Annotated in this window: 10 protein-coding genes; 2 read left to right on the top strand and 8 right to left on the bottom strand. The window is 58.5% G+C overall.

The annotated features are described in order from the left end of the window. The first annotated feature begins 109 nt into the window (after positions 1-109). On the top strand, positions 110-1,435 hold the full coding sequence (locus A7J50_RS16165; protein WP_064452722.1) for a sigma-54 dependent transcriptional regulator: 1,326 nt from the start codon (positions 110-112) through the stop codon (positions 1,433-1,435). 62 nt (positions 1,436-1,497) lie between these two features. Here A7J50_RS16165 and A7J50_RS16160 read toward each other — a convergent pair whose 3' ends face one another. From A7J50_RS16160 to A7J50_RS16130, 7 genes are all read right to left on the bottom strand, one after another. Beyond that, a complete protein-coding gene (locus A7J50_RS16160) occupies positions 1,498-2,808 on the bottom strand; it encodes a transporter (RefSeq protein WP_064452721.1) in 1,311 nt (436 codons plus the stop codon). Between the two features lie 49 nt (positions 2,809-2,857). Continuing rightward, a complete protein-coding gene (locus tag A7J50_RS16155) occupies positions 2,858-3,607 on the bottom strand; it encodes a hypothetical protein (RefSeq protein ID WP_064452720.1) in 750 nt (249 codons plus the stop codon). Between the two features lie 37 nt (positions 3,608-3,644). Continuing rightward, positions 3,645-4,322 (bottom strand): C39 family peptidase, encoded by a 678-nt coding sequence (locus A7J50_RS16150; RefSeq protein WP_064452719.1) that lies wholly within the window; start codon positions 4,320-4,322, stop codon positions 3,645-3,647. A 61-nt stretch (positions 4,323-4,383) separates the two neighbouring features. Next, positions 4,384-5,079, bottom strand: a complete 696-nt coding sequence (locus tag A7J50_RS16145; protein ID WP_064452718.1) for a hypothetical protein — start codon at positions 5,077-5,079, stop codon at positions 4,384-4,386. A 67-nt stretch (positions 5,080-5,146) separates the two neighbouring features. Further along, positions 5,147-5,710: a hypothetical protein gene (locus tag A7J50_RS16140; protein ID WP_064452717.1), complete on the bottom strand. Its 564-nt coding sequence runs from the start codon at positions 5,708-5,710 to the stop codon at positions 5,147-5,149. Continuing rightward, positions 5,707-6,162: a hypothetical protein gene (locus tag A7J50_RS16135; RefSeq protein ID WP_064452716.1), complete on the bottom strand. Its 456-nt coding sequence runs from the start codon at positions 6,160-6,162 to the stop codon at positions 5,707-5,709. Before A7J50_RS16135 ends, A7J50_RS16140 begins: the two co-directional genes overlap by 4 nt. A 318-nt stretch (positions 6,163-6,480) precedes the next feature. Further along, positions 6,481-7,476, bottom strand: a complete 996-nt coding sequence (locus tag A7J50_RS16130; protein ID WP_064452715.1) for a FecR family protein — start codon at positions 7,474-7,476, stop codon at positions 6,481-6,483. 152 nt (positions 7,477-7,628) lie between these two features. Between A7J50_RS16130 and A7J50_RS16125 the strand changes: the two genes are divergently transcribed. Continuing rightward, a complete protein-coding gene (locus A7J50_RS16125) occupies positions 7,629-7,898 on the top strand; it encodes a PepSY domain-containing protein (protein WP_064452714.1) in 270 nt (89 codons plus the stop codon). Positions 7,899-7,917: 19 nt separating this feature from the next. Here A7J50_RS16125 and A7J50_RS16120 read toward each other — a convergent pair whose 3' ends face one another. Beyond that, a complete protein-coding gene (locus A7J50_RS16120) occupies positions 7,918-13,062 on the bottom strand; it encodes a dermonecrotic toxin domain-containing protein (RefSeq protein WP_064452713.1) in 5,145 nt (1,714 codons plus the stop codon). Between the last annotated feature and the right edge of the window lie 166 nt (positions 13,063-13,228).

Raw genomic sequence — 13,228 nt, 5'->3', positions numbered from 1 at the left:
ATAGCGAAACGGTACAAGAACAGCGTCAATACCTTGCTAGTGTTAGCGACAGGCCTCACAAACCTTTGTTTCTAAATAACTTTAACAATATTGGCGCCAAGGAATAGTCATGGTTGTTACACCTGTTCAGCGACGCCTGCTGGTGGTTGACCCCTGCGATGACTGTCACGGGCTATTGCCCGGCCTGCGCACTGCCGGGTGGGAGGTGGACAACTGTGCATTGGGCGCCGTCGGCGACCGGTCGTGCGATGTGGGGCTGTTGCGATTACAGCCCTTTCACCTCGAGCGCCCCGAAGCGGTCAAGGAGCTGATCAGCCGCAGCGGCACCGAGTGGATTGCGGTACTCAGCCAGGATGTTTTGCGCCTGCAAAATGTCGGTGATTTCGTCTGTGAGTGGTTTTTCGACTTCCACACCTTGCCGTTTGATGTTGCACGCGTGCAGGTCACCCTCGGGCGCGCGTTCGGCATGGCGCGCCTGCGGGGCAAAGGCCACGCGCTGATTGAGGCGCAGGAACACGAGTTGCTGGGTGACAGCCGACCCATCCGCGAGTTGCGCAAATTACTGGCCAAACTTGCGCCAACGGAGTCTCCCGTGTTGATTCGGGGGGACAGCGGCACCGGCAAAGAGTTGGTGGCCAAGACCCTGCATCGTCAATCCCAGCGCCATGCCAAGCCGTTTGTCGCAATCAACTGCGGCGCGATTCCCGAGCACCTTATCCAGTCCGAACTGTTCGGCCATGAAAAGGGTGCGTTCACCGGTGCTCACCAGCGTAAGGTCGGGCGCATTGAGGCGGCCCACGGCGGCACGCTGTTTCTCGATGAAATCGGTGATTTGCCGATGGAGTTGCAAGCCAATCTGCTGCGCTTTCTCCAGGAGAAACAGATCGAGCGCGTTGGCGGCAGCCAGCCCATTGCGGTGGATGTGCGGGTGTTGGCAGCCACTCACGTTGATCTGGAAGCGGCGGTCGAGAAGGGCACGTTTCGAGAAGACTTGTATTACCGGCTCAACGTTCTGCAGGTGGTGACTGCGCCCCTGCGTGAGCGGCATGGCGACGTGGCCATGCTGGCCAATCACTTCTCGCGCTTCTACAGTCAGGAAACCGGGCGTCGAGCCCGCAGTTTCAGCGAGGAGGCCCTCGTCGCGATGGGGCAACACCCTTGGCCGGGCAATGTGCGCGAGCTGGCCAACCGTGTGCGCCGTGGCCTGGTGCTGGCCGAAGGGCGCCAGATCGAAGCCGTTGATCTGGGACTCCAGGACGAACAAGCAATCGTGCCGCCGATGGCTACACTGGAAGATTATAAGCACCGCGCCGAACGTCAGGCGTTGTGTGATGTGCTCAACCGGCACAGCGACAACCTGAGCGTCGCGGCCCGCATGCTGGGCGTGTCCCGGCCGACGTTCTACCGGTTGCTGCACAAACACCAGATCCGCTAGGGCGGGTAAACCGAAAAGCCCCGCAACGACCCTTATCGTTGCGGGGCTTTTCCTTGCGTGCTTTAAAAGTAGTACGGGAATTTCAAGCTGAACGTGAAGTCCGGTGCATCATCCGTCATGCCGATTGACAGGTTCGGTACGATGGTGAGGTTTTCCGAAGCGGCAATGGTCATGCCCACGTTGAAATAACCAGCGTTGGCGTCGCTGGAAACCACCGATTGCCAGTCCTGACCGGTCTGCTTGATCTTGCTTTTGCGCTGCACCAGGTCCGACACGGAAAACGACATGCTCATTTTCTCGTTAAGCGCGAAGGCTACCCCTACGCCCAGTTGAAAGCTGTCGCCCAGGCTGATTTTACCGGGGACTTTCTGATTGACGTTGGGGCTGATATCGCCGAACGACTCCTCGAAGTTATGGGTATACGACAGCGAACCGAACAGCACCGCCGGATCGAAGGTTTTCACCAGGGAAATGCCTGGCGTCACCGACCACACACCGTTACCCGTCGGCAGGCTTTCCGGCACGGCAAGGTTATTGTTATTGGCTTGCTCTATCAGCTTGATGCCATAGGGCTCCTCGCCAGTGGGGGCCTTGACGCGCACCGATACCACGGCGTCCGGCAGGTTGGCAGTCTCATCAAGGAATTTGTAGGCGACACCAAAGTTGACGTCACCGATGGTTGGGTTTCGAGTGACGGAGGCTTCCGACATTGCGTTGGCGTCGCCGTTGACACCTCCCGACTGATACGTCGATTCGCGGTAAACCACCGGCACGTTCAGGTCGAACTGCCAGCGGTTGTCCAGGTTGTAGCGCCCGGTCAGGTCCAGCGTCCAACTGTCGGATTTGATTCGGTCCAGGTTGATATTCCCGAGGAAGATCGAGTCCAGCGCCAAAAAGCCGTTGAGGGATAACTGCCGGGCGTCGTAGCGGGCATAGGTGACGCCGGTTTCAAAGCTGAATTTGCCGTTGCCGAAAAAGCCGCTGGCCTCGTTATAGAGGTTGCTGACACTTTGTGCCGGGGCCGAATCGTCCTTGAGGCTTTGCCCGTAGGAACTGCCGCCGCCCGCGCCACCCGACGCCGCAGCTGCGCCCACTCCAGGCGTATGACCTGCGACGGTAGTGCCGCCTTTCTGAAAGTCGGCCGGAGATTTTGCCAAGCGTTTAGGGGCGGGCGTTGCAGGTTGGTCTTCTACTTGTCGTACACGTTGCTCCAGCACGGCCAGTGCTTTTTGCTGCACTTCATAGCGTTGCTTGAGCTCTAAAAGTTGCTGCTTCAAGGTTTCGATGTCGGCGTCCGGCGCGGCATACAGCATGGATGCCGGCAATAGCGTACTCAAACAAATCACGGTACGTAACGATATCGATCGATGCATGAAATAAGCCGTCCCTTTCTAATGCGTAAGTGCCGTGGCTCAGCGTAGTTCAATAACCGGAAGGGCGGAGGCCTTTGAGTTGATCGAGGTTAAGGTTCTGGTTGATGTTGTTTAAACCGTTGTTGCCCAGCACCACGTTGAGTTGGGTCATATTGTTTACAAAGTTGCTGTTGCCCTGAATAACCGTGCCTTGCAGGACGTTGCCACCGCCAATTTGCTGCACCACATTGCCCTGGTTGTTATTGGCCTGAAGTGCCATTTGCAGCCCGCCGTTATTCGCCGTTACCGTTACTTGCCCTGCAGCGGTGCCACCGCTGATGGGCTGGCCTGCCATCAGCGCTTGGCCTGACTGTACGTAGTTGGCGGGGGCCAAACCGTTTTGGGTGACGTTGATGTCCACGCCGTTGCTGGCGGTGTTGCCGTCGCCTGCTGCGCGTACGCTTTGCGTCACGCCCTGTCCCGTTCCGAGGCCGGAGCCTCCGATTACCGTGCCGGTGCCTTGAGGTTGCTTGACGATGCCGTTGCCATCATTGCCGGTGACTTGCACATAAAACTGAGGGGTGACGGTGGACGCGTTGACTTGCATATTGGCGCTGCCAGTAACGGTTGCACCGGCGGCGTTGGTCCAGGTGCTGCTCATGACGATACCAAAACTGATAATCCGTCCCGGCATCACATAGCGTCCGCGCAGCTCGGCCATTTCCGAGTCCTTGAGTTCGATCGGCTTGAACGCCGAGGAAGCATAAGCAGGTGCAGTGGCTGCCAGGCACATGACCGTCAGCCAACGGAGAGTGTTCATCGTTTGCTCCTGGAGCGTCCTGCTCCTTATTGCGCCTCTAAAAGAAGTCGCTCTGGATAAAACCGAAGTCCATCAGTTCACTGTCGCGTACCGGGCTGAACCCGTTCAGTTGGCTCCTGGCGGTCAGCGGGGTGGGCGGGGTCAGCAGGGCGTTGGTCTTGTCATAACCCTCGCCGATGACGGCGAATACGATGCCATTCCAACCCTTGACGAAATCGTCCTTGGCGTAGCGCTTGTTGCCCAGCACGGGGTCGCCGATATAGGCCCAGTCTTTGTCGGCTCGCTGCAACACCACGAAGTGCTTGTAGCCGCGAATGTCCAACAACACCACGACCGGTACTTTTACGGTGATGAGTACCTCAGGTGTAATCCGGTAGCCCTTGGCGCGCATATGGATGCTTTCCAGGTAGCGCTTCATGTCGAGCATGGAGAAACCCTGGGTGCGCACCAGATTCTGGTCGGCGTTGACCAGCATGCCCTTGATGACGTGGTCTTCATCCACATCCATCCAATAGGCTTGGCGCAGGATGGTCGCCAGTGCGGCGGCGCCACAGCTGAAATCGGTTTTCTGTTCCACCAGGTTGGCGAACTTGCGTTCACGGATGCTCTCGACTTTCTTGTAGACCACCGCGCCATTGGGCATGACCACTGCCATTTGCGCTGCCCAGGTCGGGCCGGTGAGTGCTAGCAGCAGAAGGAGGGCTCCGAGGCGCATGATCGTATGACCTGTTGGACGCTGGAATAAAAAGGGCCCTGTTGCCAGGGCCCGATCTGGATCAGAAGCGAGTGACTGCTACGTTGTTCTGACCTTGGTTGCCGCTGCCCGACAGAACGTTGGAGTTCGATATCCCAGAACTGAAGTTCATCGAGTTGTTCACGCTGGCATTGTTGACCACGGGTTTGGTGCTCCAGCCGTGGCCGCTGCTCAGGTTGAGGGTCAGGTTGCCCGACACGTCCTGCACGCCGGTGACGGTTGCGGCGCCGCTGCTGCCATTGCCGGAGGCCAGTGCAACACTGCTGCTGCCTTGGTTGGAGGTGCCTGCTTCGGAGTTCAGTTGAATGATGCCCGAAGCATGGTTGCCGCTGTCGTTCAGAGAGGCATTGTTTTTAGTGGCGCTGTTGAGCACCTTGTTGCCGGTGTTCGACTGTGCGGCGCCGGCACTGGCGAACACGAAGTCTGCATCGCCGGAAACGATGGCCACATCGTTTTTGCCTTGGTTGTTGTCGCCGCTCAGCACGTTGCCGTTGGCCACGCCACTGATGTTGTTGTAGGAATCATTGGCTGACGCGTTGTTTTTGGTTTTTTCATTGGTGACCACGTTGCCGTGGTTGGTTTGACCATCCAGCGTGGTCGCGGAAGCGGTGGTAGGCGCTGGCTGTGGATGATGGTTGGGTTGACCCGCTTGAGCAGCAACAGCCATGAGCGCAGCGAGAGCGAAAGCCAGTGGTTTGAGAGCCATTGTAGTTTTCATGGTGTATCTCCTTGCTTCTAATTAGTTGGTTAAGTGTTGGTGCGGTCCAGCGATCGACTCAGCTCCATCAGTTGAGTCGTAAGTTCAGGGTGTTAGCCACTCGGTTCCCCACCCCGGCGCTCTGGTTGACCTGAACCACTCCACGGCTGCCGGTGAAGGCCTGGTCGCTGGTAACGACCTGGCGGCTGCCAGTGGTAGGGGTCAACCCTGAGTCGGTTGCAAGCGCAACGGTCTGTTGCGACATGACGCTGTCGTCGATGCTCTGCGGGCCAGCATTCACGCTGATGCGCACGGCATTGATCATCTGGTTCTGGGCCCCGGCGGACTGGTTGACACTCAGTGCACCGTTGCCATTGCTGAAAGAGTTGCCCTGGATCGCAGCGTTGGCGTTCAGGGAGCGGTCGGCCGCAGCGCCGCTGATTTTTTGTGTGACGGAAATGTTTGCCAGGGCGTTGTGGCCCACTGCAATGGCGAGGTTGTTGCTCAACTGTTGCTGGTCGCCGGCTGCCTGGTTGGTCGAGACCACACCGTCGTATTGCTTGCCGGAGTTCGTGATGGTTGCGTTGTTGTTGCTGTCGGCCATCGCCGCTGTGCAACTGAGCGCCGCAAGGAGCATCCAGGAGCCGTTCATTTCATTGCCCCCCCGACCATGCCACTGATGTTGTTCAAGGGGGCGAGACCGCTGGATATCGCACCATTGACCGTGCCGGAGATGCCGCCGCCATTGGTGTGGCCGGCCGCGCTGCCGGCACCCAGGCCTGTACTGCTACCGAATGTGTTCAGGCCAGTAATGTCGCCATTGGGCATGATGCTGCGCGTCAGGCTTGAGCCAGTGCTGATACCCGCGATGTCGTTGTCGCTGAGTTCATTGCTGGCAGCGTGCAGGACTTGGGCTGATGGGTTGGCATTCACGGTGTTGGGGTAGGGGTCTTTACCGCGTGAGCGACCGATTGCATAAGGTTGAACCTGCCGCTGGATCACAATCACACCGTCACCGTCCGCCAAAGCCGGAAGGCTTGCGCTGGCACTCAGTACACAGCTGATCAGCAGGAGGCTCAGTGAGCTCGGATTATGTGTGTCCACGGCAGTGTTCCTTATTCTTCGCGCTGACCCTAAACAGCGCTGGAAGGGAAAGAGCAGAACGCGTGCCGCTTTTTATTTGTTGTTGATATTCAGCGAGTTGTAATTAAACCGAGACCCTGTGATGGCTGTGGTGTTTCACCGTTGAGACAGTGCCCGCGCGGCCCTCTATGCGCAGCCCCACGTCAAGGCTGTCTCAGCGGTGTAACAGTCGGCATGACAAAACGATGAATCCGCTCGGGGCGGGCGATTCAGGGGAGGGAGGTGTTTCAAAAATGGACACTGTCGCCGCGAGCAGGCCCGCAGGTGCAGGCACAAGGCTTAGCCCTTGGGTGCTTTACGCGGGATGGCATTGAGTACGGGGTTGCCATCCTGGTTCTGCGTCAGATAAACCGGCAAAACCTTGGGCAGGGAGGGGACGAGGTTGTTGACTTCATTGATGTTGTAGATGCCGCCGATGCGAATGGCTCCGGTACTGGCGTCTGCCAGCATCACCGGTTTGTTCAGGTAGCGGTTGATCAGCGGCAACGCGTCGGTCAACGCCAGGTTGTCGAGCACCAGCTTGCCCTGGCGCCATGCCAGGCCTGCGTCATTGGGGTTGATGGTGGCGACCTGCGGGGCGGCGTCACCGTGGTGATAGCTGGCTTGCATGCCTGGGCTCAGTGCGACGCTGGCGTGGGCCTGGTCGCTGGAAATCTGCACCGAGCCTTCAAGCAACATCACCCGCACCTGGTCCTCATACTTCCAGACGTTGAACTGGGTGCCTGTGACCCGCACCTGTCCCTCGCCAGCCCGCACGATAAACGGGTGCTTGCTGTCATGGGCAACGTTGAAAAATGCCTCGCCCTTTTTCAAGGTGACCCGGCGTTGGTCCTTGTAGTTGCTGAACACCAACTCGGTGCCCAGGTTCAACTCGACCTGGCTGCCATCGCCGAGCGTAACCTTGCGTTGGTCATTGGTGGCTTCGAAATGTTCATAGGCGCTGGGCAACCAACCCGCTTCCCAGCCGGTGAAGGCGGCAAGCGGCAAGGCGCCAAGGCAGACAGCGGCGGCCACCGCGTAAGTGCGCAAGCGGCGGCGCGGCGTGAGCGGCAGCACAACCGGCGCCGGTTCGTGACGCGGCAGGTGATCGGCGACCTCCCAGATTTCCAGCATGGCCGCGTATTCGAAGGCGTGCAGTGGATGCGCATCGTGCCATTGCGCAAAAGCCTGACGCTCGCCCGCCGTGCAATCACTGGCATGCAGTCGCATGCACCAATGCGCGGCGGCGTCGGTGATGGCGTCATATTCGGCTTCTGAAAGGGGCTTGTCGCTCATGGGCTCATCCTGATTTCGCCCATTCTAACCTCTGGAGGCAGACGGCGAGAACCGCCGTCATGGCGATTGCATATCAATTGGAACTTATTCTCGTTTGTAAATATCAGAAAATACAGGACACGAGTCCGTCATCCCCCCAATGGAGATCGAAAATGCTCAAGAAAACCGTAGTCGCCCTGTGTGCAACCACCGCGCTGCTGAGTGCCGGCGCAGCCCTTGCCGATAAGCCAGGTGCCGGCTGGATTACCATCGAAAAAGCCATTGAGACCGCCAAGACCAAGGCCGCGTATGTCGAGGTCTATAGCGCCGAAGCCGATGACAAGGGCTACTGGGAAGTCAAAGGGCGCAAATCCGATGGCACCGTCTATGAAGCACGCATCGACGGCATGTCGGGCAACATTCTGCGTGACCAGAAAGACTGACGTGACCTGCGGGGGCTGCTCAGGCCCCCGGATCCAGAAGACGGCCCAGATGAGTCATCAGATAGGTGACTGAGTCGGCGTTGGCCAGGATGGTGTCAATGCGTTTGTCGGGGTTGGTCATGAACACCTGCCGGGCGTCGTCGAGGTTCTTCGCACCCGTGGCGTTAAGGACTATGCGTTTGACGTGACGGGTATCCGTTTCATCCCCATAGTCTTCCCATGAAGCCGTGACATCATCCCAGGTCTTGAACAGCATGGTTGCCGGCGTCAACGTGGACAGTGCAGTCCGGCGTATATCCTCCAGGTCGGTCTTCAACTCTCGAGCACCGGGTCTGGCCGTATTCATCAGGTCAGGGAACGGTCGCATACTGTCAAGGTAGGCGATGTCGGCAGTCTTGGCCTTCAAGTGTGTCAACTCGTGTATCAGTACGCTGGCTCTGGCGTGGGCCGAGATATCGAAGGGTGAGTTCAGGCGATTCTGGTAAGCATCCAAATGCGGATCAAAGAACCGATCGAGCAGATACAGCTTACGGTCCTTGTCCCCGTCGAGCACAAAGGCGTAACTCACGGTCGGGTTCAAGCGGCTGGTCCCGCTGACAAAACGCTTGGAATCGGGGCCGGTCAAGCTCGGGTCGCTCAACTCCTCCAGCATCCCGTCGACTATCTTCTCGATCCTCTGCAACTGATCAGGGGTCAGGCTGATGACACCGAACATTTCACCCAAAAAGAGACCTACCCGGCTATTGGGGTCGAGCGATCTGGAAAACTGGGTGATGTTGCGCTTGCACGTGACGGCGTAGTAAGTCGCCACGTTCAACGCCTCATTGATGACTTGAGCTTTCCAGCTGGACAGCGCCGCAATGTCCCGGATGCCGGTCGCCTGGATATTGATGGCCTCCCGTTCGCCGCCGCGTGTTCTTATGCGCGACAGGACCTTGCCGAAGCGTGGGTTATGGTGGCTGAGGTCCAGCACCCACTGCCCCTTGGCATTGCGGCCAACATAGGGGCCGCGCTGATCAGTGTTTGCCAGGCGCCAGCGTTGGGTGGTTTTCTTGACTGAATACACTTTGCCGTCCAGCGGGACATAGTTTTTCAACGTCTTCTTGTCGCTATAAACATGGGTGACGCTGCTTTTTTCAAGGTCCTTCAAGGCGATATCGTGATCCTCGAAAGGCTGCAGCCGAGTGCGTGAGGGGGCGGTGATGTCCAGCGTCGCCAGGCGGGTGGCGGTCGGCAGGGTTTCGTCTGTCAGGTCGGCCTCGGGCACCTCCTTTCCCGTGGGGGGCAGTTGTGCGGTGCCCTCAAGCTCACTGCGCAGAGAGGCCATTTGCGCCACGCCTCTGACAAAGTCCTTTAATGCGGCCCTCCATTGGTGCAATTGCAGGGCTTCGGCTGAACGCTTGAACAGCGTATAGCTGCGCCAGACCACCAGTGGGTACGCGAGTTTGCCCGCCATGAATTGCACAGCCGGGGGGATTTCTTTGCCCAACAGGCCGGTCACTCTGTCCCATAGCCCCTTGGCGCCTTTCTCGAACTGGCAGGCAAGCATCTTGAGCAGGATCTGCGTGTTGTCAGCGAAAAGGGAGTGAAGGGCGTTCGAGCTTATCGCGGTCGAGGCGAGGCGAAGGTCGGAGGGGCGATGATGGTTGTTTTGCAGCAAGTTGCGGTAAGTGGCCTGATGTGGGTGCGCCAGATACATGATGACCCCGTCCTGAAGTTCCCCCGGCCTCTCCAGTTCATCCAGCAACGCTCGCTCGTTCGCATATTCCTTGAACACATGGTTTTCGCTGTAGGGCGCATAAAGTACCAGGGGGGCCGCGCCTGCCGTTTCATCACCTATCAGGTACATGCCCAGTACCTTGACGGGGGTAGCGCCTTCGGTCGCCATCAACTCCAGCGGCCGAATCATGGCCGATGCACCTGGGAGCGACGCACGCGCCAGGGCGTCTGGCATGTCGAAAATTTGTTGAACGCTGCTCAGGGCTTGCGTGGAAAGTCGCTCTTGCAGCTTTTGCTCGTGGGCGTATTGCAACGATTGCCAAGGTAATTGCCGGCAAAACAAACGTCGGCGTTTGCGGCCTTCCTCGGTTTGACTGTTCAACCGGCTTTGCAGCAGCGTCTGGTAGGCGGTTTTCAGATCCAGCTGCCGGACCATCTGAATCACCGCAGTTGCGTCCAACGTGTCCGGCAACGGGGCGGCGGTGCGTGAGCGTGGGCGAATGCTTTGGGCATCCAGGTCAGGCCAGTGCCGCAGGGCAAAGTCGGTCAGGCTGTAGGTATGGATGTCGAGGGCCTGGTGAAGGGGGATCAAAATGTTGTCGGGGTTGAGGGGCTGGCCGGGAAAGCGTGCCGTGAGCAGTTTCTGCAGTTCTGTGAGGGTGTACGCACGCAAGGGCGTGATCCCGTGCAAGTAGTCTTCTTCTTCGGGGGCGCTGTTGTGGTACTGCTCGAGAAGCTCCGCCTGATGGATTTGGTCTCGTGTCGGCGCCATTCCCAGCCAGACCGGCAGGGCCTGCTGGTTGATCATACCGTCGGCCACCGCGATTGCCCGTGCAAGGTTGGTGGGCGGCGCCTCCTCCAGGACCCTGTCCAGGCCGTCCTGGAACGCGCGGGCGGGCAATTTCAGGGTGAGCAGGTGGTCAACCCCGTCCATGACATAGTCGCTGTAGGTTTTCAGGCGATTATCCAGCACGTTATCGTCAACGCGTTGCAGGGGACCCAATCGATAAACCTGATGGGGCACTCGCTGGGAAATGGGCAGGTTTTCCAGCAGGCTCAAGCGCCTGATCGGGTGCTCAAGACGCTCTGTTGTCGCCTCGCGAAAGGCTTGAATCGAGGCAAAGGCCTCATGCCCGCGCCGTGGCGTCCAGAGCACCACCTGGCCGGAGAAATCCGGATCGATACCGCCGCGTTCAGTCAGTAAAAACGTATTGGCAAGCGGCACGGATTTAACCGGCGAGCCGACATCCAGCGTCAAGGCGTAGGCATCCGGCAAAAAACCGTTGAGGCCATGTCGCGTCAAGCGCACAAGGCTGTCGGCCCTGAGTACGGTGTCGAGTATTTTCTGGCTGCGAGAGGGCAGGGTTTTACCCAATAGCCTCAGTTCGGCCTCGCTGCGTAACCCTAGCAGCAGCGAGTGGGCGTGTTTGTTGCTGAGGCTGCTGAGAAACAGGCGTGGGAGTTCGCGCATCTCGTGGCTGGCAAACACCTTCAAGCCTTCATCAATCACCTTGTTGAACGTGCTTACGGTGATGCTGGGCAACCGCAAGGCGACACGCGGGTCTAGCTTCTCGTAAAGACCGATCCCTGCGACGTTGGGAACGGGCCCGGTTTTAATGCTCAGACGCTCGATAAAGTGTTCAACCATGCTCAGGGAGGCGACTGGCGGGCGCACTTCACGTTCTTTGGCCTGCGTGTCGTAGGTGTTGATAAAGACTTCATCTGCCTTGAGATCCAGACGCTGTGACTGCAGTTGCGCGTCCAGGGCGTGGGCGACCATGCTGCGTAATGTCGGATGACTTTTGCGCTCGATGGCCAATGTATTCTCGGCGGCCTTCAGGCGCTGAAGGTGCAGCTTGGCGCGCTCGGCCTTTACCGTAGAGGGGCGGCCATTACCGCTGGTGGCGGGGTGGACGGTCCAACGCCCACCGGTGTCCAGCGGCGCGAGGCGATCATCCAGCATGGTGCGTACATCCAGCGCGTAATCGAGCAGGGCGCTCACGTCTACCTGGCCATCGCTGCGCCGGTAGAGTTCCAGTGCGTGGTTCATATTGCTGATTTGCTTTTGCGCGATGTCTTCGATCATTCCGGGAAAAATGCTGCCCATCACCGGCCGGGTCGCGATGTTTATCTGGTCCAGGCCGATAAAAACGTTGCGCTCATCCAGTGACAGGAAATTGAGTAGCTCGTCTTCGTGCCCTGCGGCCTTGAGCATGCTCAATAACGTCTCTTTCAGGTCATCCAGGTCTTTGACCACCTGTAATCCACGAGACTGCGTGTAAAGGTAAGCGTTGTTCTCGTGGATCATCAGGGTGCTGGCCAGCTCCACGTAGTGCTGGTAAGGCGCGTACACACGTACTTTTTCAACACTCAGGCGAGTGGCGTAGGCGCTGCGAGCGGCCTGATCACTCAGGAACATTGCCTGGAGCATGTGACTTTCGTCGGCGCTGATGAGGTTGTTTTGGCGCTTGAGCAGGGTATCGACGCGAAACTTATCCGCCATGACCTGTGCGAAAAAATCCAGGCGTGAGGCGCCGTTGTCTGTGTCTTCGTTCCAGAAGGTCTGCAGCAGGCTGTCCAGCAGCTTTGACAGCATGCTGGAGGTCTGTTCGATCAAGGTCTCCCACTGTTGGCGATCTTGTTCCAACTGGCGCTGGTTGAAGGCGGTTGTGACATGTTTCGGGTTCAAGAACTCGCGGCTTTGCTCTTTTGGCCAGGCATGTCCTACATAAAACTGCAGGAGTGCTTCGCTTAATGGCAGGGAATCCACCCTGCGTCGATTGGCGTCCCCGAGGTTTTGTATAAAACAGTTCACCCGCGTATCACGTTGATCCAGGCCCGGGAAATAAGACCGCGCCATGATGCCGAGCAGTGTGTCGAGCATGCTGGGCAACGTGGGAATGTTTTGCAGTTGCCCAAGCATGGCTTGCACGTTCGCCTGTTGGCAAACCTGCAGGGTTTGCTCCTGGTCTTCCATGACAGCGCCTTCGACGATCAGGGTGGTCAACGTGATGGGCGTGCCAACGGGCAATGCGTTGCGCTGGGCGATCGACAGGAACCTGATCAAGTCCACGCGCTGCTGCGCATCCGCCAACTGCGCGCTGACCGCGGCGAGTAGCGAGGCATGATCGTCTGAGACCTGAATGCCCGCATAAGGTGTGTAAAGCAGGGCCTTGCCACCGTCCGGGCTGGGGCTCATCACCAAAGCCCCAGCCATTGGAATCGCAGGCTGGCCGCTAACGTGGATCATCAGCTTTTCGACGCGCATGGGATGGTCGCGCAGTTGCGCATCCTGCCGGGCGGCATCGGTGGCGTAGTACAGCGTATGCAGCCAATCCAGGTCTTTGACTGTCAGCCCCAGCGCACGCTCGCGCTCGCTGGGTGTTTTTCTGCTGACGGGCAGCAGGAACTCGTCGAAAAAATACGCAGGGGTCGCGCGGATCATGGTCTGCCTCCAATGTGCATAGGAGTTGGCAGCGTAAATAGGCGCAGGCGGCGAGCAGGGGTAAATAATCAGCCCCGGTGCAAGTTGACAGCAGGCCGCGTGCGTGGTGTTTAATCAACGGCCTGAATGTTCATTCGTTGCCCCTTCCAATCATAAAAACGGAGCT

This window comes from Pseudomonas antarctica (assembly GCF_001647715.1).
Taxonomy (GTDB): domain Bacteria; phylum Pseudomonadota; class Gammaproteobacteria; order Pseudomonadales; family Pseudomonadaceae; genus Aquipseudomonas; species Aquipseudomonas antarctica_A.
Note: the sequence above shows the minus strand (reverse complement) of the source record. Positions and strands in the feature narration are given on the sequence as shown.